The sequence below is a fragment of the Halogeometricum borinquense DSM 11551 genome, assembly GCF_000172995.2.
Lineage (GTDB): Archaea > Halobacteriota > Halobacteria > Halobacteriales > Haloferacaceae > Halogeometricum > Halogeometricum borinquense.
The window spans coordinates 2,110,102-2,133,197 of the sequence record NC_014729.1; the positions used below are offsets into that span (position 1 = coordinate 2,110,102).

23 protein-coding genes and 1 tRNA gene are annotated in these 23,096 nt (G+C 61.9%); 9 read left to right on the plus strand and 15 right to left on the minus strand.

Annotated elements, in window-relative coordinates; genetic code table 11:
• Positions 1 to 173 precede the first annotated feature (173 nt).
• Positions 174 to 1,469: an MFS transporter gene (locus HBOR_RS10660; protein ID WP_006056772.1), complete on the plus strand. Its 1,296-nt coding sequence runs from the start codon at positions 174 to 176 to the stop codon at positions 1,467 to 1,469.
• A 69-nt stretch (positions 1,470 to 1,538) separates the two neighbouring features.
• Here the strand turns inward: HBOR_RS10660 and HBOR_RS10665 are convergent.
• The 6 genes from HBOR_RS10665 to HBOR_RS10690 all read right to left on the minus strand — a co-directional run bounded on the left by HBOR_RS10665 (position 1,539) and on the right by HBOR_RS10690 (position 8,407).
• A tRNA-Gly gene (locus HBOR_RS10665) sits at positions 1,539 to 1,609 on the minus strand.
• Between the two features lie 204 nt (positions 1,610 to 1,813).
• Positions 1,814 to 2,881, minus strand: a complete 1,068-nt coding sequence (locus HBOR_RS10670) for an NAD(P)/FAD-dependent oxidoreductase (protein ID WP_013440645.1) — start codon at positions 2,879 to 2,881, stop codon at positions 1,814 to 1,816.
• Between the two features lie 74 nt (positions 2,882 to 2,955).
• Positions 2,956 to 3,708, minus strand: coding sequence for a class I SAM-dependent methyltransferase (locus HBOR_RS10675; RefSeq protein ID WP_006056770.1), 753 nt, complete (start codon positions 3,706 to 3,708; stop codon positions 2,956 to 2,958).
• A 67-nt stretch (positions 3,709 to 3,775) separates the two neighbouring features.
• Positions 3,776 to 5,935, minus strand: coding sequence for a type II secretion system F family protein (locus HBOR_RS10680; protein WP_006056769.1), 2,160 nt, complete (start codon positions 5,933 to 5,935; stop codon positions 3,776 to 3,778).
• Between the two features lies 1 nt (position 5,936).
• Positions 5,937 to 7,832, minus strand: coding sequence for a type II/IV secretion system ATPase subunit (locus HBOR_RS10685; protein ID WP_241432426.1), 1,896 nt, complete (start codon positions 7,830 to 7,832; stop codon positions 5,937 to 5,939).
• A gap of 71 nt (positions 7,833 to 7,903) precedes the next feature.
• Positions 7,904 to 8,407 carry a DUF7549 family protein gene (locus HBOR_RS10690; protein ID WP_006056767.1) on the minus strand — a complete coding sequence of 168 codons (504 nt, stop codon included), beginning with the start codon at positions 8,405 to 8,407 and terminating at the stop codon, positions 7,904 to 7,906.
• A 180-nt stretch (positions 8,408 to 8,587) separates the two neighbouring features.
• Between HBOR_RS10690 and HBOR_RS10695 the strand changes: the two genes are divergently transcribed.
• A complete protein-coding gene (locus HBOR_RS10695) occupies positions 8,588 to 9,067 on the plus strand; it encodes a DUF5793 family protein (protein ID WP_006056766.1) in 480 nt (159 codons plus the stop codon).
• Between the two features lie 102 nt (positions 9,068 to 9,169).
• On the plus strand, positions 9,170 to 9,757 hold the full coding sequence (locus tag HBOR_RS10700; RefSeq protein WP_013440646.1) for a uracil-DNA glycosylase family protein: 588 nt from the start codon (positions 9,170 to 9,172) through the stop codon (positions 9,755 to 9,757).
• 367 nt (positions 9,758 to 10,124) lie between these two features.
• Here HBOR_RS10700 and HBOR_RS10705 read toward each other — a convergent pair whose 3' ends face one another.
• From HBOR_RS10705 to HBOR_RS10720, 4 genes are all read right to left on the minus strand, one after another.
• The gene (locus tag HBOR_RS10705) at positions 10,125 to 10,955 is read right to left on the minus strand and encodes a DUF4097 family beta strand repeat-containing protein (RefSeq protein ID WP_006056764.1); all 831 of its coding nucleotides are present in this window, start codon (positions 10,953 to 10,955) and stop codon (positions 10,125 to 10,127) included.
• A 44-nt stretch (positions 10,956 to 10,999) separates the two neighbouring features.
• On the minus strand, positions 11,000 to 11,674 hold the full coding sequence (locus HBOR_RS10710; RefSeq protein WP_006056763.1) for an MBL fold metallo-hydrolase: 675 nt from the start codon (positions 11,672 to 11,674) through the stop codon (positions 11,000 to 11,002).
• A gap of 88 nt (positions 11,675 to 11,762) precedes the next feature.
• The gene (locus HBOR_RS10715) at positions 11,763 to 12,848 is read right to left on the minus strand and encodes a DnaJ domain-containing protein (RefSeq protein WP_006056762.1); all 1,086 of its coding nucleotides are present in this window, start codon (positions 12,846 to 12,848) and stop codon (positions 11,763 to 11,765) included.
• A gap of 54 nt (positions 12,849 to 12,902) precedes the next feature.
• On the minus strand, positions 12,903 to 13,298 hold the full coding sequence (locus tag HBOR_RS10720) for a hypothetical protein (protein WP_006056761.1): 396 nt from the start codon (positions 13,296 to 13,298) through the stop codon (positions 12,903 to 12,905).
• A gap of 121 nt (positions 13,299 to 13,419) precedes the next feature.
• Here HBOR_RS10720 and HBOR_RS10725 point away from each other — a divergent pair, with 121 nt between their 5' ends.
• Both HBOR_RS10725 and HBOR_RS10730 read left to right on the plus strand, forming a co-directional pair.
• On the plus strand, positions 13,420 to 14,415 hold the full coding sequence (locus tag HBOR_RS10725; protein WP_006056760.1) for an MBL fold metallo-hydrolase: 996 nt from the start codon (positions 13,420 to 13,422) through the stop codon (positions 14,413 to 14,415).
• Positions 14,416 to 14,441: 26 nt separating this feature from the next.
• Positions 14,442 to 14,726 carry a DNA-directed RNA polymerase subunit L gene (locus HBOR_RS10730; protein WP_006056759.1) on the plus strand — a complete coding sequence of 95 codons (285 nt, stop codon included), beginning with the start codon at positions 14,442 to 14,444 and terminating at the stop codon, positions 14,724 to 14,726.
• Between the two features lie 5 nt (positions 14,727 to 14,731).
• Here the strand turns inward: HBOR_RS10730 and HBOR_RS10735 are convergent, their stop codons facing one another.
• Positions 14,732 to 15,280 carry a DUF1684 domain-containing protein gene (locus HBOR_RS10735; RefSeq protein WP_049890592.1) on the minus strand — a complete coding sequence of 183 codons (549 nt, stop codon included), beginning with the start codon at positions 15,278 to 15,280 and terminating at the stop codon, positions 14,732 to 14,734.
• A gap of 135 nt (positions 15,281 to 15,415) precedes the next feature.
• The gene (gene hisF / locus HBOR_RS10740; protein ID WP_006056757.1) at positions 15,416 to 16,228 is read right to left on the minus strand and encodes an imidazole glycerol phosphate synthase subunit HisF; all 813 of its coding nucleotides are present in this window, start codon (positions 16,226 to 16,228) and stop codon (positions 15,416 to 15,418) included.
• Positions 16,229 to 16,579: 351 nt separating this feature from the next.
• On the opposite strand from hisF, the gene HBOR_RS10745 reads away from it, so the two are divergent.
• On the plus strand, positions 16,580 to 16,774 hold the full coding sequence (locus HBOR_RS10745; protein ID WP_006056756.1) for a DUF7550 family protein: 195 nt from the start codon (positions 16,580 to 16,582) through the stop codon (positions 16,772 to 16,774).
• Between the two features lie 139 nt (positions 16,775 to 16,913).
• Entirely contained in the window at positions 16,914 to 17,882 is a 969-nt protein-coding gene (locus HBOR_RS10750; protein WP_006056755.1) for a quinone oxidoreductase family protein, read from the plus strand.
• A gap of 26 nt (positions 17,883 to 17,908) precedes the next feature.
• Here the strand turns inward: HBOR_RS10750 and purL are convergent, their stop codons facing one another.
• Both purL and HBOR_RS10760 read right to left on the minus strand, forming a co-directional pair.
• Complete coding sequence (purL, locus tag HBOR_RS10755; RefSeq protein WP_006056754.1) at positions 17,909 to 20,068, minus strand: phosphoribosylformylglycinamidine synthase subunit PurL; 2,160 nt, start codon at positions 20,066 to 20,068, stop codon at positions 17,909 to 17,911.
• Between the two features lie 119 nt (positions 20,069 to 20,187).
• Positions 20,188 to 20,616: a CBS domain-containing protein gene (locus HBOR_RS10760; RefSeq protein ID WP_006056753.1), complete on the minus strand. Its 429-nt coding sequence runs from the start codon at positions 20,614 to 20,616 to the stop codon at positions 20,188 to 20,190.
• A gap of 198 nt (positions 20,617 to 20,814) precedes the next feature.
• On the opposite strand from HBOR_RS10760, the gene HBOR_RS10765 reads away from it, so the two are divergent.
• Together HBOR_RS10765 and HBOR_RS10770 are read left to right on the plus strand one after the other, a co-directional pair.
• On the plus strand, positions 20,815 to 21,498 hold the full coding sequence (locus tag HBOR_RS10765) for a PHP domain-containing protein (RefSeq protein WP_006056752.1): 684 nt from the start codon (positions 20,815 to 20,817) through the stop codon (positions 21,496 to 21,498).
• Positions 21,498 to 22,580: an asparagine synthase C-terminal domain-containing protein gene (locus HBOR_RS10770; RefSeq protein ID WP_006056751.1), complete on the plus strand. Its 1,083-nt coding sequence runs from the start codon at positions 21,498 to 21,500 to the stop codon at positions 22,578 to 22,580. Before HBOR_RS10765 ends, HBOR_RS10770 begins: the two co-directional genes overlap by 1 nt.
• 26 nt (positions 22,581 to 22,606) lie before the next feature.
• Here the strand turns inward: HBOR_RS10770 and HBOR_RS10775 are convergent, their stop codons facing one another.
• A complete protein-coding gene (locus tag HBOR_RS10775; protein ID WP_006056750.1) occupies positions 22,607 to 23,083 on the minus strand; it encodes an NUDIX hydrolase in 477 nt (158 codons plus the stop codon).
• Between the last annotated feature and the right edge of the window lie 13 nt (positions 23,084 to 23,096).

Genomic DNA, 23,096 nt, shown 5'->3' on the forward strand with positions numbered 1-23,096 from the left:
GACAGCCGTGCCGCTGTCCTCCGGTCGATCTCGTCGAATACGGAGCACCGTCGCTATTCCGGGTTATAGCCGCCAGAACCCCTGTTACGCGTTTATCTCGTACTGGGACTACCCCGCATAGGCTTCCCAGATACTGTGATTTAACTCCGCGTACCATTTCGATTCGAATACCGATGGCACGGAGCGTCGGGGGATCGTTGGGACTCCTCAAGGACAGAGAATTCGCCGCGCTGGCGGGCACCGCGTTCGCCCGGAGTCAGGCGTACTCGACGATTCTCATCGCCCTCGCGCTCTACGCCGATCAGTTCGGAACGACGGGCTTCGTGGAGGGTCTGTTCGGCACCGCATTCGCCGTGGTCCAACTGCTTATCGTCCTCCCGCTCGGTCGCAAAGTGGACACCGGCAACGCCAAGCACTACCTTCTCGCCGGACTCGTGGTCAACGTCGCCGTCTTCATCGGGTTCACGCAAGTTCAAAACTCGACGCACGTCGTCCTCATGCGAATGGTGCAGGGACTCGGGGCAAGCCTCCTCTGGATAACCGGTTCGACCGTCGTCGGCGAGATCAGCCCCGACGACTCCAGCGGTCGGTGGTTGGGCGCGTACAACCAAGTCGCCGCGTTCTCTAGTCTCGCGGGCGACGTGATCGGCGGGTACCTGTTGTACGCTTACCAGACGTACGTCGTCTATATGGCACTCAGCGCCGTCACTATCGCGGCGTTCCTGCTCGTTTGGCGCTACCTGCGTGAGAACCCCGGCGGTCGAAAAGACCCTGAGGAAGCGACGGGGACAGAGACACTGCGTGCCCTCCTTGATCGGCCGATGATTCGCTCGTTGGTCTTCTTCCGCCTCGCGTTCAGCGTCGGCAAGATGGCGGTTATCATCTTTCTACCCATCTTCGCGCACAAGCAGTTCGGGATCAACGCCTTCGCTATCGGCTGGATTCTGGCCGGAGGCAAGTTGACGAAGACGGTCGCGCAGGGCTACATGGGCGATCTGACCGACAGGTTAGGCTCGAAACACTGGTTCGTCGCCGTCGGCGCGGCGCTCTACGGTATCGGGACGGCGCTCATTCCCCTTGCACTCTATTTTGAGGGCGTCGTAACTCCTATCGAGTTCAGCGCCTTCGGAAAAACGCAGGCCTTGGGCGGGGCGTTCTTCGCGCTGTTCGCCGCCTACGGCGTCCTCGGCGTCGCAGACAGTATTCGCCTCCCCGCGAGCATGGCGTTGTTCGTCGAAGAGGGCGAGCGATTCGACTCCGTAGCGTCGAGTATGTCGCTTCGCTCCATCTCGTGGAAAATCGGGCAGGTCGCGGGACCGGCGCTCGTCGGGACGATCAAAGATGTCGTTTCGACCACGGCCGCCTTCCTCACGGCGGCGGCGTTCATCATCGTCGCGACCGGTATTTTTCTCGTGACGTACTATCTCACGTCGCGGGTAGAGAGTCCGAGACCGGTGACAAGCGATTGAAATAGTGTGCAGCAAAAATACGCCGGCCGGGAGTTCACCGAACGTCGGCCGGCAAACGACCGTAGGGAATGCGCCGGCCGGGATTTGAACCCGGGCCATGAGCTTGGAAGGCTCAGGTCCTGCCACTAGACCACCGGCGCTCACTTCGTTCGCACCGAGCATCGACAGACTGCGTCTGTCTCAACACCGGCGCTGACTCACGCTGTTCATTCGCGCCCCGAGCCGCCACCCACTTCGTCGGTGGCGACATCGACGCTTACCCCCGTCCCGTAGACGGGGGCGAACAACGTTCACTCTCTTGTTTTCGACGCCGGAATAAGGATGTTACTTTTTCGATCCGTGAATCAGTCGTCGTCAACTGCCGATTCGACTTCCGGGGACTGGATGGGTGGCGCGCGTGCCTCCTCGAACTCGTCGGCGGCGGCGTGGATTCTGTCACCCAACCCCGGCACTTCATCACGCGTCACAGCGCCGTTCTCACGCACATCGTCCAGACTCCGTGGGAACTCGCGCAGTTCGTAGTGGATGGCGAGACCGGCCTGTGCGCCCTTCCCCATGGCGACGGGAATCTGGTTGTGGCCGGGCGTGATATCGCCGACGGCGTAGACGCCTTCGACGCTCGTCTCGCCGTCTTCGGAGACGGCAACGGTGCCGTCCTCGTTGAGGTCGCACCCCAACTGTTCTGCGAGGTCGGTGCTGTAGTTCGACCCGTACATCGGGAACCCGCCGCGGTAGTTGCGGACGGTGCCGTCCTCGAACTCGAACGCTTCCAACCACCCGTTATCGGACTTCCGCATTCCGGAGATTTCAGTCTCGATGATGTCAATCGGATGCGCACGGAGTCGTTCGTCCGTCTCCTCGCTCCACGCCGGTTCCTCACCGCGAAGCAGAATATCCACCTCGTCGGTGAAGTTGAGCATAATCATCGCCACGTGGGCCGCCGACTCGCCGGTTCCCATCACGAACACCGGGCGGTCGATGAACATGTAGGCGTCGCAGTGCAGACAGTAGTGCAGGCCTTTGCCCGTCCGCGGCACCGGCGGCTCCGGCCGTTCGTCGTTGAACCCCATCCCGAGGACGATTCTGTCGGCGACGAACTCGCTGTTGTTGCCAACGAGGTGGAACCGACCGTCGTCCAGCCGCGTCGCCTCCGTCACGAGGTCACGGTGAAAGTCTGCACCGTACGATTCGACCTGCTCTCGGGCCGTCTGGAGGAGTTCGTTACCCGAAACCTCCTCGGTAACGCCGATCACGTTGTGCGTGTCGAGCATCATCGCGGCGCGGCCACCACCCCGGTCTACGACTGCCGTATCGTGCCCGAGTCGGGCCGTGTAGAGCGCGGTCTGTAGTCCCGCCGGACCCCCACCAATCACCACAACGTCGTACGACTCCGCATCACCCATCTCTGTCATGCTGTCGTACAGTTACTGCCGAATATTCTTAAACGCAAAGCACGAATGCGGACAATCCGACCACCCGGTTCATGTTAGCACGAATCAGTGATTGCAGGGTCATCCGCCGGGGCGACGACGGCATAGCAGTTGCCGCTAGAGACGAACGACTCGACCACCGAGAGCGTTGAATCTTCGAGGTCAGCCGCGAACTCGTCAGTGTCGTAGATGTGGTAGTAGCGCGGGACTGGTTCGCCGCCGGGGAGCGTCCAATCTACGGTCGTGTCGAATCCGTCCGTAGCATCGAATCGGTCGTGTTCCACGGACCACGCGCTGACGAGGGCGCGACCACCCGGCGCAAGGACGCGCGCGAGTTCCGAGAGGCTCGCTACGCGCGCCGAACGCGGTCTGAGGTGGTGCAACGTCGCTACGTAGACGGCAAGAGAAACACTGTCGTCACGGAGGGGGAGCGACGCGGCGTCTCCCTGTACGAGATTCGCCGAGAATCCTCGTTCTGCGGACCGTTCGCGGGCCTGGTCGAGGAGTCCCCGACTCGCGTCGAGCGCGACGACCGATTCGACGTGTTCGGCCATCACCTCGGCGTGGCGGCCGTTGCCGCATCCGAGGTCAAGCCCCCGCGCTGGCGGCGTCTCGACCTCGGAATCAGCTTCCGCGGAACCCATCGTTACAGAAGCCGCGTCCGTCGCATCCGCGGCGTAGTCATCGAGGAACGACTCCACTTCGGGCCACGGGTACTCGCGCGTCGAGGAGAAATGTTCGGCGATGCGGTCGTACGTCTCGTGCGGCGTCTCGGCGTCGTCGGGGAGCGACCGGTCGTCGCGGACCATAGTGGCGGAACGTGGGGCGTCTACTAAGCGTCCACGACTCCGGAGCGGTGAATAGAGAAAAGCGGTGTCAGAGGAATACAAAGAGAGCGTAGGAAACTGTGAGGAGGACGACGGCGTGTTTCAGGCCGTCGAACACGCGCCCTTCACCGAGTTGTCCGGCGATGAGACCCGAGCAAATCGCCTGAATCGTCGCCGCGTGGAAGAACAGCAGTTCGTACGCGGTCGTATCAACGTCGCTGAGTCCGGAGAATACACCGGTCGAGACACCCTGTACCTCACCGCTACTGATGGCTGACGACTGACTCGCCGCTTCGACAGATGGAATGAACGCCAGCGTCAACGCGACGACGATGCCGAGGAAGACGAAAAACGAGATATAGATGACGACGAGGTAGGTCATCATCTCCTGTCGGCGCTCGCGGAGCAGACGGCGACTGTCCTGCGCTTCGTTCGCGGCGATACGGAGAACCGGCGCGACCTCACCGCTGGCGGCGACGGCGTTCATGATGAGCGTCACCGCGCGAGAAACCATCGGAACTTGCGCTCGACGGTCGAACCCACGGAGGGCGTTCCGGAGTGACGCACCCCACTGGATGTCGCGCCACGTCCGCCGGAGTTCCTCGCTGATGGGACCGAGGTCGCTCTGTGCGAGTCGGTGCAGGCTTTTGACGACGGTGACGCCCGCCTCGTTGACGCTCGCCATCCGGTCGAGGAAATCCGGCATTTCCCGCTCTATCGCCTTCAGGCGACGCTTCCGAAGCTCATAGGCGAGCGTGATTCCGCCCATGGACAGAAGCGTCAGTTCGACAAGCGGGCCGTCCACGACGGCGGCAAACGCCGTCCATTCCCCTTCGAGGCCCGGGAGGACGGCGGCCCGGAGCGTCTGGACTGCCGACCGAACATCTAGGGTTAGCGCAATCCAGATGAGGCCGAGCGGGAGCGTCACTGCCAGCGTGTATAGCGGATTTTCGAGCATGCTCTGTCCGGGTTGGGAAAGAGCACGCGTTGCCACCGACAGTCGGTCGTACACCGCCAGTCGCTCTCGGTTCGCCCGCCACCTGTCGTTTTCGAGGACGCCACCGTCGGCGGTGACTATCTCGGCCTCGGCGTCCGTGACAGCGACGGGAGCGTTCGATTCTCCCGAAGCGTCGTCCGCATCGGCGACGGAACCGGTCCGTCCGGGGGCGCGAAGCGACTCGGTGACGCTGTCAACGTAGACGACGAACGCGACGCTAGCCAGCGGGAGGCCGAGATAGATGATGACTCGGAGAAGCGGAAGGGTATCTTGCATGACCAATCCGACGACAACAAGAATCGTGATCAAAAACAGCGGTCCCGCCACGAGGACAGTGACGTACACTTCCGCGAACGTCGCCAGCAGTTCGAGGTACTGTTGCTGTTGGGCCTCCGATTCGGCTTGGAACCGGTCGTACTGCTCGTGGAGGAACGCCGAGAGGCTCTGTCCGCTGGTGAGAACGCTCGTGAGGTTTTCGGTGAAATCATCGAGTCGCTGACTCGGTGTCCGTTCGGCCATTCGCCGGAGCGCAGTCGGTAAGTCGGTCCCGAACGTTTGCACGTCGTTAACGGCGACGCCGAACTCCCGGGCGGCCTCCCCGTAGACGTGCTGGTTCTCCGTCAGCGTCGCTAGCACCTTCTGAAACGGCATTCCAGACCGAGAGAGAGCGTAGATAAAGGCAATCGTTTGGGGAAGCGCGGCGTCGATTTGTACGCGGCGGGCGCGCGCCCGTTGGTCGAGATACTCCCACCGAACGACGTAGGTCCCCGCGGCCAACGTCGCACCGACAGTCGCACTGGAGACGAGGACGAGACCGAACAACTCGTACACCGAGAGGTTCGGCATCGAGGCCACTGCGGCAAGAAACCCGAGCGCGGGGGGTAACGCCTCTCGCAATGCCGACGCCGGAACGGCAAACGTCTGGACGATGAGCGCCGCAAAGTAGACGCCGAAGACGCTTCCGGCGATGCCGAAGACGGCAGACATCAAGAGCGTCTTCGACGAATACACGCGATGGCTCTCGCCGACGAACGCCGCACGAAGCGACGACTCCTGTTGTCGTCGCCGCGGACTCTCGTTCATCACGTGCCACCCGAACAACGGGAGCGAAATGCGGGTAATGAACAGATTCGCTCTCGAACTCACCGGCGAGAGTACAACTGGGAGACAGAAGATCACCGCGAGTACGAGTGGGAGATAGCCGACGACCATATTACCGCGCCGTCTCGTCTCCGGTGCCGTCGCTGCGGTGTGAGTCGTCGCCGACGGGTGATTCGACTCCAGAGTCGTCTCCAGTCTGCGGTTCTTCCGCAGACCCGCTTTCAACGTGCGGTTCGTTCTCGACACCGACAGAGAGACCGTCGCGTTCGTCACGCTCGGTCGGTATCTCCGCGTCTACCTCGCTTTCGAGGCGATCCATCACGCGGTCTGCGTCGGCATAGTACTCGTTGACGAGCGCAGTGAACTGCCGGTAGTCGTCGATACCTAACTCAACGAGCGACCAAATGAATCGCTCACGTCGCCGCACTTCCCGTCGAAGTTCCGCGCGCGTCCACCCGCGTTCGGACTGAATCTCCTCCAATAGCGACGAGTTACGCTGTTCGAACGTATCAGTCTCGGCGTCCCACGAGAACGCCCGCGAGTAGTCGAGTTCGCCGGTCCGTTGGTCGATGCCGCCGATTTCGCCGATAGCACGGGAGCGTCTGACTCGCTCGCCTTTCGACCGGGTGAGCGTTTGGACGCAGAGCAAATCCAGCGACTGCACCATCGCGCGCGGGACGTTGATCGGTTCGTTTTCCAGTCGGTTGATGACCGTCTCGATACTGTCTGCGTGCATCGTCGAAAACGTCGTGTGGCCCGTGTTCATCGCCTGAAACAGCGTGACGGCTTCCTCGCCGCGAACTTCGCCGACGATGATGAACTCGGGGCGATGTCGGAGTGCAGAACGGAGGAGGTCGTACATATCGATGTCCGACCCCTCATGCATTCGGTTTCGCGTCACCGACGAGAGCCAGTTGTCGTGGTGCAAGGAGAGTTCGCGGGTGTCCTCGATAGAGAGTACCTTCGAACGCGGCGGGATGAACATCGACACCGCGTTCATCGAGGTTGTCTTTCCGGATGCCGTTCCACCCGCGAAGATGAGGCTCTTGTTGTGTTCGATACAGAGCCACAGATACGCCATCTGCTCGACGGAGAACGTTCCGAACTCGACGAGGTCAACGGGTGTGAACGGGTCGTCCGCGTACATCCGGATGGTGAACGCCGACCCGTGCGGCGTCACCTCTTCCCCGAGGGCGAGTTCGGCGCGAGAACCGTCGGGAAGCGTCGTTCCGACGACAGGGTCGCCGACGCTGATGTGGCGGCCCGACCGTTGGGCGAGGCGGACGACGAACTGATCTAACTGTTCTTCGCCGAAGGAGACGTTCGTCTCGATGTCGGTGTAGTCGTCGTGGTACGCGAAGATGGGGAGGTCGTAGCCGTCACAGGAGATGTCCTCAATATGGGGGTCCTGCATCAACGGGTCGATACGGCCGTATCCACGGAAGTCGCGCAAAAGGTAGTACAACAGCGTGTGGAACGTCGCCATCTCCACCTCGATACCGTACTGTTCCAGTACCGTCCGTAATGTACGTCGAAGCGTCGTTTCGGCGGATGAACCGGTCTCCGTGTTGTACAGGAGCGGATCGCGGATATCCTCGCGGACGCGTTCGAGGATGTCGCGTTCAAAATCGTCGAGATCCGGTTCGACGGCGTAGTAGCAGTGTTTGCTGGCCGCCTCGTCGTACGTAATCACGACGTAGGCGTACGGCGCGTTTACCCAGTACTGGTCGATGACCGCCTCGTCGGCCGGTGGCTCGAACGTACTGAGGGTGCCGTCGGACGGCCGGTACGGCCGAACATCGATGCGTGAGCCGCGAAGTACCTCGGCAGTTCGTCTGAGTCGTCGTCGGAGATCCGCAAGCGCCGCCTCGAATCCCGACGGGTCGCCGTTGTCGTCGTTCGGACTATCAGCACCGTCGTTCGGACTAGCAGTCGCACCTGCGTCCCCATCCGACGCGGCGTCCGCCTGTTCCCCCGTGTCCCCCAAGTCGAATTCCGTCTCTGACATTGCGTCCTCGTTGCGATACGTCACCGTTGTTTTCGATTCAAGTGACTTAACGTAGGGGGTGAACGGTGCTGTTACGTTCGCTCAACTGTCAGGAGAAGCCCTGCGAACACGAACAGGAAAACGACACCTACCGGAAGGGGGACACCGGGGAAGCCACGCGTGACGAGGAGATAGGTAGCGACCGCGAGAACAACGCCCGCAAGCCCCAACAGACTGCCGAGGAGACGTACCGGATCGACGGGCCCGGATTCGACTGCATCCTCGCGAAAGTAGTAGGCAATAGCAACGAGGAGAGCAACGGCAAGAACCGCCGCGCCAACGGCCCACACCTCGTAGGCGAGTTGTATCGTGCTTCCCGCCTGAAACGCGATAGCCGACATCGGATCGAACAGCCGAACCGCCTCTGCGAACGGCACGCCGAACGCGTACCGAATCTGGGCAAACGGAAAACGAACGAACAGTACTGACCCGCCGGAGATACTCGCCGAGTACGTCACATTCCACGGGAGCAACACCGAAAGAACCGTCAAGACGACGGCAAGCGGCCCTGCGTACTCTGAACGGACCCAAACCATGCAGGATGGGAGAAACCGACCCGGTAAAATCTACCGACTATCGGCAGTATCGACTCGGGGTCGGTGTGCTGACACGCAGATCGCAGTACGCCGAACTTCTACGCAGAAACGGCCTGAGTCGCACGAGGCGGGGGAAGGCGTTACGTTCATACACGGCGACCTCCAAAATCGAATCACGGAATGAGGCGCGACTACTTCGAGTTGGATGTCAAACATATTGATTGGGTCGAAGAGGGCGGGGATCCCGAAAAGCCCCTCGTCCGCATCGACTTTCACGGTCCTGAGGGATCACTCATGGACCGTCTCACTGATGCCGACGGGGAACACTTAGACGCCGCCGAGACGGATGTTGCTTTCCGCCTGCAGGGCGACGTAAACGACCCCGATGCCACCGGTGTGGTGAGTGTCACGAATCGTATCACGGGAGACTTCGTCCTCGAACTGAACGAGGACGCCGACGACGTACTTCGATTTATCCGTGCGGCGCGGGAGTACGGAAAATCCGAAGCCGACGTCGAGGACGGCCAGTACCGCGTAGAGATACGAACAGACGACGACAGCGACACAGTGGTTTACGAGAAACGGACGTTTCTCGTCTACGATGCCGATGGGAACCTGCTTCGCGGACACAGTCTCATCCCGTCCGGCGTCGAACTCTGAGACGGCTTTTTCACGGGAGGCGAAACCACACCGCATATAACGGTCTCCGCGCTACCGTTTTCCGTGGAGAACGTAACCGACCGCACGAGCAATCCCTTCGGTATGCGACCACCGTGCGACCGGTTCGTTCCGGGATACGGCGACGCTAACGCATACTTCCACGTCATCGGTGACCACCCCGGCGTTCACGGGGGGAAGATAACAGGCGTGCCGTTCACCAACGAACCGGGGATACGATTGCAGGCGGCCTTGGCCGATGCGGGATTACTGGAGACGACTGGTGACCAACCGACCGTAGCGAAGACGTTCCTCTCGTACCTTCATATGGGCGTGCCCGACGGCACACCGTCGCAAGCCGAATACGACGACCTCGAACGCTTCTTCGACGCCGAACTACGCGCCATCGCCGCACACGTCCTCTTTCCGGTGGGCGCGCGGGCGACAAAGTACGTTCTGGAGAACTACACCGCACAGGCGCGGAAGATTTCCGTCGAAATGGAGGAACTTCACGGGCAAGAGGTTCGCGGAAGCGGATTCCTCGTCCTCCCCATCGCTGATCCCCGCGACTGGAACGAAACGCACCACGAACGCCTTGTAGAAGCCATCGATATTCTCACTGCGACGGACTTCCGGCAGGTGACTGACCTCGGGAGATTCACGGCTGGTGACGACCCGTACCTCGTTCGCTAACAGGGCTCACGGCCGGTATTCCCACGGGAACAACCAGCGTGCTTTCGGAATTCCCTGATTCGATTCCGAAACAGCGTTCAATTACGTAACAAAGACCATTACAATTGAACGTATTTTTGATTTTCTGCCCATGAGGGAGACGGATACCTACCATTTGAACGGTACTCGGGGTAGTCGGAGAAGGAATTGGCACCAACGCAGGTTTTTTTACTACAACCGTCAAACAGCGTATTGACGCGCGTGGTACGACTCCACCGGGCGCGTCAGGTAAGGAACTGCGAGACTGGTGCTCTTCGCAGTGGCTTGGTCAGTCCGGGGCCCGCGCTTGCCGCGGTCCCTGCTTCCTTCTCATAGTGTACTTCGTTCGCTAGTCGAGACGCTGCACGTCGATGCCACCATTTCCGGCACGGAGCGTCAGCGACGGTCCGCCATCCCCGAGCGTTCCGATGACGCGAGACGGCGAGATGGTAGCGTCGGTAAGTTCGAGACCGGACACGTCTACGCCGCCGTTCGTCACGCGTGCCTCGAACATCGCATCGATGCCCGCCGAGATAGACGCGTCAATCCCTCCGTTGGACGCGCTGACTTCCGTGTCGCCACGTATCGCGGGAATCTCGATGTTGATGCCGCCGTTACCTGCGCTGACCTTGTCGATACCGCCCACGTCGCGCGCTTCGATGCCACCGTTACCCGCTTCGAGCGTCAGAAAGCCCGGCGTTCCAGCCGCGTGGACGCCGCCGTTACCCGCGCGAAGTGTCGCATCACCGCTGACGCGTTCGACATCGACTCCGCCGTTCGCCGTCTCGGCGAGTTGGAGGTCGAGCGAATCGGGGAGTGAGACAGTAAGGTCAGTCGAGACTCGAGACACGTCCGACGGGTAGACGACCGCTATCGTCAGCACACCGTCGCTGACGGAGCGATCTACTGAGATGCGGTCGAGAACACTCTCGTCGATGCCGAACCCGCGTTTGACAACCGTGACGGAAACGGTATCACCAGAGCCGGGGCGTATAGTCACGTTGCCTGTCCGGTTCAGTACCTGCACGCTCGTCGCATCTTCGGGCGACACGTCGAACGATTCCTCGCTGCTCGTCGCCAACCCGGGGGCGTTACATCCTGCGAGTAGCCCAACTGCACCCACGCCTGTCGCGGCAAGGAACCGGCGACGACTCGATTTCTCCGAACGCGTAGTATTCATATATGTAACACGTTTGCGAGAGGATAAGAATCCGTCTCTCGTTTTCACACTCTGTCGGCCGCCCAGCATAGCGCACCGTATCCATCCGTCCGCAACGGTTCACCGTGACCGACGCACGCCGCCTCGAACGGATCGATTCGGTCGGCGATGTCTCTCAGGCTCTCTCGGTTTCGCTCGGCATCGTAGCAGACGAACCACGGCGACGGCGACAACGCGCCCGCAGACTCCCGAACGAGGTCACCGAGGAATGCCGCACCGTGGTCTGTGTGCTGGTAGACGACGTGACCGGGAGTGTGTCCGGGTGCGCGATAGACACCGAATCCACCCACCGAGTCGCCGTCGTTGACGCGGCGCACCTCGTTTTTCGGCGCGGTGAGGAACGGTCTGGTGGCACGCTGGAGCATCCCTTTGTGATTCCCGAATGGCGGCGTCGCATCACCCAAGAGGAACGAAGCGTCCGGTTCGGCCGCATAGATGGGTACATCGGGATCGAAGTCGAGCAACCCAAGCGTTCCGACGTGGTCGAGATCGTAGTGCGTAACGAGGACACGGTCAATCTCTGCGGGAAACACGTTCGCCCGCGAAAGCATCGCACGCATTCGGTCTGCATCCCACGGCGTTCCGGCGTCAACGAGCGTTATCGTACCGTCGTCGTCGACGAGGTAGGCGTTCACCCCACGGCACCGGAGTCGATAAACCGAACCCTCTTCGAGTGACATAATCGTTCTTCGTCGTACGGTACCAAAAGTCGGACCCCGGTCTCAGAATCGTACTCGTATCTCAGGCCCGAAGCGCTCACCGTTTGAATCAGGCGTCAGCGAGGAGATACCGGCCGACATCAGCGAGAAACAGCGTCGTGGCCACGATTGGAAGCAGGACGACAAGTGTGAGTGTCAGACCCGCCGCAGACACCGAAACGGCGGGACCAAGTGCCAGCGATGCCAGCGGAGCGAGTGCCCCGAGGAGATAGAGGTACGCGGTACCGTGTCCGAACTTGCCGACAACGCCGAGGAAGATGACACCGAGCAGTGCCGCACTGGCTGGGAACGCGAGTGCAAGACCGGGTGCGACGGTGAGCGCGCCAAGCGCAAACGTTCCCGGTTCGACGATTCCATGACCGGCGAGAAGCGCCGCTTGCGGGTTCGTCGAGAGTGCAGACGCAAACGCCGCGAGAGCGTCCACGTTCGCATCGAGGAACACCGCAAGACCGCCGAGATAGATCACACCCGCGAGCAACGTCGCGGTCCAACCGTACCAGAGCGGGTTTCGGGTCGCTGTTGCGGTGCCAACTTCTTCGTTTGTCCCCGCGGATTTGTCCGCGTTCGTGGACGACCCTGACTGACGATGCGACGAAGAACGAGTACGAGACGATGATCCACCGTTCGATGACGACCGATCACTAGACCGCGACCGACCACCCGACTGTGACCGGGTTCGTGATCCCGACGACCCCGTCCGAGACGACCCGGATGACCCTCTCTGGGACGACCCGGACGATGTTCGTCCGGATGCTGTCCGGGACGATGTGTCGTCGGACGATTGTGTTCGGTTCGCGGTGCTGGACGTATTCGAACGACTACTCGACCCCGAGGAGTTCGAACTCCATCGCGTGCCACCCGTTGAGGTGTCGTCCGGACGTGTCATCCCCGCCGTCGGCAGTCCATCGAGTCGTTGATTCACGTAGGACGTATGGCCCAATCGGTCGTACGCGGCGCGTTCCGTCTCGTCGGACAGCACCTCGTAGGCCTTTTGCAGCGTCTTGAACTGTGCGTTCGCCCGAGCGTCGTCGTTCACGTCCGGGTGATACTCCCGTGCTTTCCCCCGCCACGCCCGCTTAATGTCGGATTGCGTCGCGTCCTCAGAGACCTCAAGGAGGTCGTAGAAGTCGTCCATTCGGTCGAACGCCGGTACGAAATCATCCGGTTTGAATGTACCGGGTATGAATGTTCAGCTAGCAGACACGAGTGCGTTCACGACGAACAGGATGAGGACTCCTGCGATGGCAGTAGCGGTGGCGTAGCCGTGAATCTGCCACGCACGCCGCATATCAGCACGTCTCGCTGCTTCGTCACTCACTTCACGACGATAGTTCCCTTTTTCTGACACGTCGTAGATTCCGAGCGAGGCGAACCCGGCACAGAACTGGTACTGTGCCTGCAGATAGCCCTCTGCCGTACCGAACAACGGAACACCCGCGAGGGCAAGTGCCCAGACGGGACCGTCGAATCCGAACACCCACGTCACCAGTCCGAGCGTCGCAACGGCGGCTACGGAACCGAGAGCGTACCGTCGCCGCTGTTCCGCCTCACCGATATTACACACTCCGGGTTGATACTCCGCCATACCGAATATCGTGTCTCGTCGGGTGAAACGCTACCGCCCGAGGCGTCCTCGGCCGGTACCGTCTTGCGTCCATTCTTCCGAGATAGCAACCCTCATCATCGTTCATACCTACGCGGGAGGTATGGACCTCCACCGAATCCGACTCGGGAACACGGTGTTCGAGGGTCGGAACAACGCCTATCTCCTCTCCGGGGAGGTGACGACGCTCGTTGACGTCGGCGCGTCTCTCGATGAGATTCGAGACGACCTCGACGCAGGTCTCGACGAAGTCGGTCTCGGCGTCAGCGACATCGACCAGATTCTACTCACGCACTGGCACGCTGACCACACCGGTCTCGCAGGCGAACTTCAAGCCGAGAGCGGGGCCGTCGTCCGCGCACACGAAGCGGACGCACCGCTCATCGCGGGCGAGACAGACGCCGTTCACGCAGAGCGCGACATCCGACTGCAGCGCTTCGACGAGTGGGGGATTCCCGAGGGGAAACGCGAGGAACTGGTTTCGTTCCTCGAAATGCACGACGACTTAGAAGGCGAATCCGCCGATGTGACGCCACTGACCGACGGCGAGCGAATCGATGCGGGCGACGGCGAACTCGAAGTCCATCACCTGCCCGGACACGCCGCTGGACTCACTGCGTTCGCCTTCGACGGTGGAAGCGACGGGAACGGTGAGGAGGCGTTCGTCGGCGACGCCATCCTCCCCAAGTACACGCCGAACGTCGGCGGCGCTGACCTCCGGGTCGAACGACCGCTTCAGACGTACGTCGAGAGCCTCGTCTCGCTCATCGACTGGGATGTTGACCGCGCGTGGCCGGGACACCGCGACCCCATCGACGACCCGTCGGCCCGCGCAGCGACCATCCTCGAACACCACCGCGAACGTACCGAACGTGTCGTGAACACCCTGCGAGATCACGGTCCCGCAGATGCGTGGACGGTGAGTGCCCGCCTGTTCGGCGAATTAGAGAACATCCACATCCTGCACGGTCCCGGCGAAGCGTGGGCGCACCTCGACCATCTGGTCCACGCCGACGTGGCGGCCCGTGAGGGGAACGAATACCGACTGGTCGAAGCCGACCCGGACATCTCGGCGCTGTTCCCCAAGACGAAATACTGAAACGCCACGACCGGAAAAGGGAGGGCATGGAACTGCGGGTCATCGACAAGACGGACGAGGAACTTCGCCTCGAAATCGCGGGCGAGGATCACACCTTCATGAACGTCATCAAAGGCGCACTGCTGGAGACGCCGGGCGTCGCCGCGGCGACGTACGACGTGAATCCCGAGCAGTCGGGCGGTCAGACCGACCCGATTCTCTCGGTCAAGACTGAATCGGGCACTGATCCTCTCGACGCCCTCGCGGACGCCTCCCAGCGCGTGCAAGACCTCTCGTCGGACTTCACGTCCGCGTTCGAAGCGGCGCTATAAACGAGTTACTCGAACGTCTTCTCGCCGGCGCGAATCGGTACGTTGAGCCAGTTTTCCATCGGGACGAGCGGACATTCGTACTGTTCGTTGTAGGCGCAAAACGGGTTGTACGCGTAGTTAAAGTCGAGTACCCACGCGTCTCCCTCGCGGTCGTCCGGATCCTCCAAATCCAAGTATCGCCCGGCACCGTACGTCTCGTCACCGCTGGTCTCGTCTCGGAACGGCACCCACAGACGGTTCGACTCGGGTTCAGAACGGTACGCGTCGAGGCGTACGGACTCTCCGTTTCGCTCAAACGCGAACGACCCCCAGACGAGATAGTCGCGTTCTCCGTCGGTCGTCGTCGAGACCGTGATTGTCTCTTTCGTGTCGTACTCGTCGAGTTCGGTGACGATGCGGTAGGACTGGTCAGGTTCGAAGTACGACAGCCCGTCGAACGACTCACGGTCTGCGGCCGAAAGTGGCGATTGCGGGTCGTCAGCGAAGAACTCGTCTTTGTGAGCGCGATGGGTCAACAAGGCCTCGCGCCACGCCTCGGTGTCGGGCGAACCCATGCGCGCTCGTACGTCGCGGAATGACTTGAACGCAGTCGCCGTCTGCGCGGCGTTCACACGACCGAACGGAGAGTAGAGCAGAATGGAAAGAACGAGTCGGAGAGAAGAGCGAGTCAGAAACGGATCGAAGACGGGTCAGAACCGGACAGGAACGTCGCGATCGTCGAGATACTCCTTTACGTCCTGTATCGAGTACTCGTCGAAGTGGAAGATAGAGGCGGCAAGCCCGGCGTCTGCGCCTGCTTCGGTGAACACCTCGTACATGTCCTCGGGACCGCCACACCCTGACGAGGCGATGACCGGTGTCGAAACTTCGTCACAGACGGCCTTCGTGAGTGGTACGTCGTAGCCGTCTTTCGTTCCGTCGGCGTCGATGGAGTTGACGAACAGTTCGCCCGCGCCTCGGGATTCAGCCTCGCTCGCCCACTCGACCACGTCGATGTCGGTTCCTTCGCGGCCGCCCTTGACGGTACACTCGAACCAACAGGATTCGCCGTCTACCTCGGCGTAGTACTCGCCCGCCTCGTCGTAGCGGCGTCGGGCGTCCACCGAAATGACGATGCACTGCGATCCGAAGGCGCGCGCGCCCTCGTTCACTAAGTCGGGGTTTTGGAGCGCCGCCGTGTTGATAGACACTTTATCGGCCCCTGCGCGGAGCGTCTCTTTGATGTCTTCGCGGGTGCGGATGCCGCCACCGACGGTCAGTGGGATGAACACCTCGTCCGCAACACGTGAGACGGTGTCCAGCATCGTTTCGCGCCCTTCGGCGGAGGCGGTGATATCGAGAAAGACGAACTCGTCGGCACCGGCCTCGTTGTACAGTTTAGCCATCTCTACCGGGTCACCGGTGTACTGTAAGTCCTCGAAGTTGACGCCGGTGTAGACGGCAGGCTCTCCGTCCTCGTTCAGATCGACGTCGATACAGGGGATAATTCGCTTCGTAAGCATTCGCTACTGAATCGTTGGCGAAAGAGCCGTTTCACCGTTTCGACTGTCGTCGTTTTTGCAACAGGTCGCTACGTACGGTCACGCCCATAGAACGTTGACACAGACATCAAACGCCGAAGGGCGCTGTTATGGCGAGGGTTCAAATACGAATCCGAAGCCAGATCCCGGCGTGACCTGACCGAAACCACGGCGCGGACCGCGGGTGTGCGACACACCGCGTCGTGAGTGACTGTGTCGCCTGTTCGCCAACTGGGATCGGCGCTAACTCGTTAGTGGAGACGTACTTAGGGTTCGGTGCGTATCCGCCGGGATTCAGATGTTCTTTTATGCAGGGGTACCAACCGTTCGACCATGGCTGACGAGAAGATAGAGAACCCGAGCGACCAGTTCGAGAGCGACCACGACCAAGGCGACCACCACCACGAGTCCGATGATGGGCGTGTCACGTCTCCGATGCAGGAGTTTTCGAGTGGCAAAGCGATGACCGGTCTCGTCGTCCTCGCTGTCGGTCTCGCCGTCATCTTCGGGCTTCCGCTCGTACTCTGAGATGGACAGCCCTTCTCGGCAATCACTCCATCCCACATAGCGATTGCCGGTATCGGTGCAATCACGCTTCGAAGAACCGGCAATTTGTACGAGATTCCGCTTCCACATGCGTTTTGATGTGGGCGAATCAATAACGACTGTGAAATCTATTGTTGTCACCGAGTTCGGCAGCAGCAGCGTCCTTGAAGTTCAAGAGACCGAGATACCGGAACCCGGTCCCGGAGAGGTTCGAATCGATGTGGCCGCTACAGGCCTCAATTTTGCGGACGTGATGCAACGCCGCGGACACTACCGCGGCGGTCCGGAGCCACCGTTCGTGCCGGGGATGGAAGCCGCCGGAACGATCGACGCCGTGGGTGAAGGTGTTGACCGAGAGGTTGGCGACCGAGTGGTCGCACTCACCAACGGGGCGTACGCCGAGTACGCCACCGCGTACGAACAGTCGCTGTTCGAGGTCCCCGAATCCATGTCGTTCGCGGAGGCCGCTGGATTCCCCGTCCAGTTCCTCACCGCGTACAACTGTCTTCACAACTGGGGCGACCTAACGGCAAACGACCGCGTCCTGATTCACGCTTCGGCGGGCGGCGTCGGCACGGCGGCCGTCCAGTTAGCCGACCACGCTGACGCGGAATCGTTCGGGACCGCCAGCACGCAGGAGAAACTGGATCTCGCATCGGATCTCGGTCTCGACCACGGGATCAATTACGAGGAGACGGACTTCCGCGAAGTCATCGACGAGGAGACCGACGGCGAGGGCGTTGATCTCGTTCTCGACGGCGTGAACGGTGAGACGTTCGACCGCAGTCTCGACGCACTCTCGCACTTCGGCCGCGTCGTCGTCTACGGTGCCGCCTCAGGCGACATTGCGAAACCCGACACGACGCGACTACTGTTCGAGAACAAATCCGTCCTCGGGTTCCACCTCGGCAACGCCATCGAGAAGGACCCTTCACGCGTCCTCGGGTCGGTCAGCGAACTCCAACGACTCCTCGCACAGGACGAACTCGAAGTCATCGTCGGGGAGACGTTCGATCTCGAAGACGCAAAAGACGCACAGGAGTACCTCGAAGGGCGGCAGAGCGTCGGAAAAGTCGTCCTCGAACCGTAAACGGTTCGCTTAGGTAACCGATTCGCTTAGTCGAGTTCCTGTGCGAGAACGTCGCGCAGGTCCGCTATTTCTTCGACGCCGTAATCGAGTTCGTTCCCTTCCACGGAGAGCGACAGCGTGCCGTCCTCTGTCGCCTTCCCGAGCGTCGTCACAGGAGCGACGCCGTCGAACGCCTCACGAACCGCGTCAGCGTCTGTCGTCTCCACGACGGCGCGGCCGGGCGTCTCATCGAACAGTGCAGAAACGCTCTCGACGGTCACATCCGCACCGGCGTCGTCGGTGACCATCTCAGCGAGTGAGACTGCGAGTCCGCCGTGGTTCACCTCGTGGACGGCAAGCGTCGTCTCAGCGTCGGCGACATCGGCCAGCGTCGCCAGTACGTCCGAGGCGTTCTCGGGCAGTTCGGGGAAGGCGTCCGAGCCACCCATCTGTGCGAGGTACTCGGACCCGCCGAGTGCGCCACCGGACGCGCCGACAACAAGAAGTTCTCCCTCACCCGCGAATGCGGCGGGCGGTGCGTCGTACCCGGCTTTCGTCCCGACGACGGCCAGCGTCGGCGTCGGCGGAATCGGGCCGGAGACGGAGTCGTTGTACAGTGAGACGTTCCCGCCGACGACGGGGACAGAAAGATCCCGGCACATGTCGGCGAGACCGTCTACGATACCTTTGAAACCGCCGTACACATCCGGTTTCTCGGGGTTACCGCCGTTGAGACAGTCCACGGCCGCGAGCGGAGTGGCACCTTTCGCGGCGAGGTTCGTCGCGTTCTCTAAGGCGACCGCGCGTGCGCCGTCGTACGGTGCGCACGTCGTCCAGTTGGGATTTGCACCCGAAGAGATGGCGAGACCGGCGTTGGCTTCCCGGATCGCCATCACTGCGGCATCGTCGCCGGGACGGACCGCCGTTCGAAGACCAACTTCGTGATCGTACTGGCGGTACACCCAGCGCTTCGATGCCGTGTTCGGTGCGCCGACGACCGCCTCAAACGCCTCCGTGAGATCCGTATCGGGCAGATCGCGGGACGGTTGCTCGGGTTCGGACGAGCCGAGGTCGTTCATCGGCGCGCCGTCGGCGAGGAACTCCGGCGGCACGTCTACGACGGTTTCACCCTCGAAGGTGCAGACGTAGTTGCCCTCTGCCACCTCTCCGATAACCGAACAGCCGAGGTCGTACTTCTCTGCGATGTCGGCGACCTGCTCGACGTTCTCCTCGCGGACCTCGTAGCACATCCGCTCTTGGGACTCAGCGAGGAGGATTTCGAGGGCGCTCATGTTCGGTTCGCGTTGGTGGACGCGGTCCAGTTCGATCTCCGCGCCGAACCCGCCTTTGGCGACGAGTTCGGAGGATGCGCCGCCGAGTCCGGCGGCACCGAGGTCGCGGGCGGCCTCGACGAGGTTCGCTTCGACGAGTTCCTCGTTGGCTTCGATCAGCAGTTTCTCCGAGTAGGGGTCGCCGACTTGGACCGCGGGGCGGTCCTCCGTTTCGGCGTCCTCCGCGAGATCCTCACTAGCGAAAGATGCCCCGCCGAGACCATCACGGCCCGTCGCGTTGCCGACGAGGACGAGTTTGTTACCCGCCGACTGAGCTTCCGCGGTGACAAGTCGGTCCGCATCGAGAAGACCGACGCAAGCGACGTTGACGAGGGGGTTGCCCTCGTAGTTCTCGTGGAACTCGACGCTCCCCGCAACAGTGGGCACGCCGATGGCGTTCCCGTAGTCAGCGATACCCTCCACGACACCTTCGAGGAGGTAGCGGGAGTGTTCGCGGTCGAAATCACCGAAGTAGAGACTGTCTGCGAGGGCGATGGGGTACGCACCCATCGAAAGCGTGTCGCGGACGATGCCGCCCACGCCGGTCGCAGCGCCGTCGTACGGGTCCACGTACGACGGGTGGTTGTGACTCTCGATACCCATCGTAATGTACGTCTCCGTTTCAGCGTCGTCGCTGTCTGTCTCGTCGCTCGCTTCGGCCGCGTCGTACGACGGCAGGCGGACGACGGCAGCGTCGTCGCCGGGTCCGACGACCACTTGGTCGCCCTCCGACGAGAACGCCGACAGGAGGGGGCGCGATGACCGATACGCGCAGTGTTCGCTCCAGAGGTTCTCGAAGAGTACCGTCTCCGCCGATGTCGGGTCGCGTCCGAGTTCGGCCACGACGAGTTCGCGGTCCGCGTCGGAAAGACTCATTCATTGATGTGGTCAGAACGCAGGCGGTAAGTTCTTTCTATATGCACGAACGTGACTAAAAACGGAGTGGCCGCGGAAACAGCGGGTCGCACCGGGAACCGACGGGTGTCCCGATCCGATCACGCCGGGTACGGCGGCGACTCGGCCTTGATTATCTCGGAGATGTCGTGCATCTCGTCTTCGAGGAGGACGAGCAGGTCGTCCATCGTGACGATGCCCGAGAGCTTCCCTTCTTCTGCGACGGGAACCCGTCGGACGCCGTGTTCGCGCATAGCGCGGCAGAGTTCCATCACGCCCATGTCGCCGTCGGCGGTGAACGGTTTGGGACTCATCACGTCGCGGGCGAACGCTTCCCGGTCGCGGCCTTCACCAAGGATCTTCAACGCGAGGTCACGGTCGGTGACGATTCCCTCGATATGGCCGTCCGTCTCGATCACGACGGAACCGACCTTCTTCGACGCCATCGTCTTTGCGAGTTCGTTGACTGGCGTGTCCGGACGTGCGCTTACGACCTCTCCTTTCGAACGTGCGATGTCTCGTACTGGCATTTCAGTTTCCCCCGGTTCGACTCGGTGACAACCACTGTCATTTCCGAGTCTCGCCACGTAGAAATAGGCGGTCTACCCCCAAATAGCCGTGTTACAGACCGCTGTCACCTCGCCCCGGCCGATTGCCGTCGGACGCACCAAGACGGGTCGTCGGGGCGGACCGCGCGGTTTTTCTAACCGGGGTGTCAACCTCCGCCTGTGTTATCGGTCGAGTTGCACGCGCATTCGTCGCTCTCGTACGACGCCCGTGACCCGATAGAACTCCTCCTCGAACAGGCGGAGGCAGTCGGTCTCGACGCTCTTGCGGTCACAGACCACGACGAGATAGACGCAAGCCTTCAAGCCGCCGACATCGCCGAAGACTACGGCTTGGTCGGCATCCCGGGGATGGAAGTAACCTCTGCGGCAGGTCACATCCTCGCGCTCGGCATCAACGAACTGATTCCGGCCGGTCTGTCATACGACGAGACGCTGGACCGGATCAGAGAGCAGGGCGGTATCGCCGTCATCCCGCACCCGTTTCAGTCCTCGCGGCACGGCGTCGCCCCTCACATCACTCGGACGCAACTCGCTGCTGCGGACGCCATCGAAGTGTACAACTCGCGGCTGTTTACCGGGCGGTCGAACCGAAAAGCAGACCGGTTCGCTACGGCCCGCGAACTCCCGAAAACGGCCGGAAGCGACGCCCACATTAGTGAGATGGTCGGGCAGGCAGTTACGGAAGTTGCCACCGACGACCGGTCTGAAAGCGGGATCCTCGACGCAATCACCGACGGGCAGACCAGCGTCGTCGGCAGCAAGACGCCGTGGCGCATCTCGTTCAAACAGTTCGGCGGCGGAGTCACCCGTCGCGTGAGACGCGGCGTCTTTGAGTTGCTCTGATGCTCCGCGGTGCCGACGAGACGACGGTTCGAGCTGCTATCGAGTCGAGCGACCCGCTTTCCGGTACCGCCGGGTTCGCGGGCGAACTAAACGGCACACTCGTCCGCGACGTACTCGGTCGGCAGCCGCTCTTTTCGGAACGCAATGATCCCGAAACGTGGGCGTTCGACCGCCGCGAACTCGCGGATCCCGTCCGCGTGCCGGCGGGGACGCGCCGAACCGACGACGGCGACAAACGGGTGTGGTCGTTGCCGACGCCCGCTCCCGAGACGGACCGCGAAGCCGCGCTTGCGAACGTCGAGTCGGCAGTCCACGGCGCAGTTCAAAACGTCGAGAGCGAGGGCCTTGCCGTGGCGTTCTCCGGCGGCGTAGACTCAGCCGTCGTTGCCGCGGGCGTGCCTGACGCGCCGTGCTACGTCGCCGGGTTCGAGGGAAGTCACGACGTGGCTGCCGCGCGCGACGCCGCCGACGCGATGGACAGAGAGTTGCACGTCGTGGAACTGACGCACGACGCACTCCGCGAGGCCGTTCCCGAACTCGTCTCGGTACTCGGACGGACGAACCCGATGGATATCCAAATCGTCCTACCGCTCTATCTCGTCGCAAAGCAGGTGGCAGCCGACGGATTCGACCGACTCGCCGTCGGACAGGGTGCAGACGAACTGTTCGGCGGGTACGCGAAAGTCGAAAAAGCACCCGACGACCCGCGAGTGGAAGCCGATACGGTACGCGGCGCGGCGACGGAGATGGTTCGAACGCTCCCCGAACAGTTAGAACGCGACGTACTAACGCTCCGTGCGGCGGGCGTCGAGCCTGTTGCCCCGCTTCTCCACGACGACGTAGTGTCGGCCGCGCTTCCGCTTCCCGGCGAGTTGCTCGTCGCCGACAGCCGACGGAAAGTCGCACTCCGCGAAGTCGCGGGCGAACTCGTCCCCGACTCGGTCGCTTCAGCGGACAAGAAGGCCGTCCAGTATGGAACGTACGCCGCCCGTGAACTCGACCGCTTGGCTCGACAGGCGGGATATAAGCGCCGGATGGAAAATCACGTCGAACAGTACGTTCAGTCGCTTATCGAGGAGTAGCGTGGGGTCCCCGGTGCCGACTGGCCTCACTCGGTGGCTTCTGCCGCCTCGATGGCTTCGAGCGCGAATTCGGTGGTATCGGGGTCGATGTCGTTTTCGCGGAGTTCGTCGGCGTCGTACCACGTCCACGCCTCAGCGCCCGCTTCGTCGTCGCCGTCAGGATCGATGTCGCGCGATTCGACCGTCGCGTAGTAGATGTGGTCGATGTGTTGGTGGCCGACGGTGCCGTCGTCGTGAATGTTGATATCGTAGAGCATCTGATGTCGCGGATCCGGGAGAACGCGACCGTCGGGTGAGTCAACCGGGTCGGTGTCGTCCAGTAACTCGGCGTCCAGCCCGGTTTCCTCGCGGACCTCCCGTAACCCCGCCTCGTGCGGGATTTCGTCCCGATCAACGTGGCCGCCCGGCGGAATCTCGATACCGAGTCGTTCGTGGTGGTGGAGAGCAACTGCGCCGTCGTTGACGATGTATACTGTCGCAGTGAAATGTCGCGTTTTCTCCATGAGATGCGGTTTA

What these genes read in the sequence shown, in the direction of transcription:
- HBOR_RS10660 (WP_006056772.1), top strand. Translation starts at nt 174, where the DNA reads ATGGCACGGAGCGTCGGGGGATCGTTGGGACTCCTCAAGGACAGAGAA.
- HBOR_RS10670 (WP_013440645.1), bottom strand. Translation starts at nt 2,881, where the DNA reads ATGACAGAGATGGGTGATGCGGAGTCGTACGACGTTGTGGTGATTGGT.
- HBOR_RS10675 (WP_006056770.1), bottom strand. Translation starts at nt 3,708, where the DNA reads ATGGTCCGCGACGACCGGTCGCTCCCCGACGACGCCGAGACGCCGCAC.
- HBOR_RS10680 (WP_006056769.1), bottom strand. Translation starts at nt 5,935, where the DNA reads ATGGTCGTCGGCTATCTCCCACTCGTACTCGCGGTGATCTTCTGTCTC.
- HBOR_RS10685 (WP_241432426.1), bottom strand. Translation starts at nt 7,832, where the DNA reads ATGTCAGAGACGGAATTCGACTTGGGGGACACGGGGGAACAGGCGGAC.
- HBOR_RS10690 (WP_006056767.1), bottom strand. Translation starts at nt 8,407, where the DNA reads ATGGTTTGGGTCCGTTCAGAGTACGCAGGGCCGCTTGCCGTCGTCTTG.
- HBOR_RS10695 (WP_006056766.1), top strand. Translation starts at nt 8,588, where the DNA reads ATGAGGCGCGACTACTTCGAGTTGGATGTCAAACATATTGATTGGGTC.
- HBOR_RS10700 (WP_013440646.1), top strand. Translation starts at nt 9,170, where the DNA reads ATGCGACCACCGTGCGACCGGTTCGTTCCGGGATACGGCGACGCTAAC.
- HBOR_RS10705 (WP_006056764.1), bottom strand. Translation starts at nt 10,955, where the DNA reads ATGAATACTACGCGTTCGGAGAAATCGAGTCGTCGCCGGTTCCTTGCC.
- HBOR_RS10710 (WP_006056763.1), bottom strand. Translation starts at nt 11,674, where the DNA reads ATGTCACTCGAAGAGGGTTCGGTTTATCGACTCCGGTGCCGTGGGGTG.
- HBOR_RS10715 (WP_006056762.1), bottom strand. Translation starts at nt 12,848, where the DNA reads ATGGACGACTTCTACGACCTCCTTGAGGTCTCTGAGGACGCGACGCAA.
- HBOR_RS10720 (WP_006056761.1), bottom strand. Translation starts at nt 13,298, where the DNA reads ATGGCGGAGTATCAACCCGGAGTGTGTAATATCGGTGAGGCGGAACAG.
- HBOR_RS10725 (WP_006056760.1), top strand. Translation starts at nt 13,420, where the DNA reads ATGGACCTCCACCGAATCCGACTCGGGAACACGGTGTTCGAGGGTCGG.
- HBOR_RS10730 (WP_006056759.1), top strand. Translation starts at nt 14,442, where the DNA reads ATGGAACTGCGGGTCATCGACAAGACGGACGAGGAACTTCGCCTCGAA.
- HBOR_RS10735 (WP_049890592.1), bottom strand. Translation starts at nt 15,280, where the DNA reads ATGGGTTCGCCCGACACCGAGGCGTGGCGCGAGGCCTTGTTGACCCAT.
- hisF (WP_006056757.1), bottom strand. Translation starts at nt 16,228, where the DNA reads ATGCTTACGAAGCGAATTATCCCCTGTATCGACGTCGATCTGAACGAG.
- HBOR_RS10745 (WP_006056756.1), top strand. Translation starts at nt 16,580, where the DNA reads ATGGCTGACGAGAAGATAGAGAACCCGAGCGACCAGTTCGAGAGCGAC.
- purL (WP_006056754.1), bottom strand. Translation starts at nt 20,068, where the DNA reads ATGAGTCTTTCCGACGCGGACCGCGAACTCGTCGTGGCCGAACTCGGA.
- HBOR_RS10760 (WP_006056753.1), bottom strand. Translation starts at nt 20,616, where the DNA reads ATGCCAGTACGAGACATCGCACGTTCGAAAGGAGAGGTCGTAAGCGCA.
- HBOR_RS10770 (WP_006056751.1), top strand. Translation starts at nt 21,498, where the DNA reads ATGCTCCGCGGTGCCGACGAGACGACGGTTCGAGCTGCTATCGAGTCG.
- HBOR_RS10775 (WP_006056750.1), bottom strand. Translation starts at nt 23,083, where the DNA reads ATGGAGAAAACGCGACATTTCACTGCGACAGTATACATCGTCAACGAC.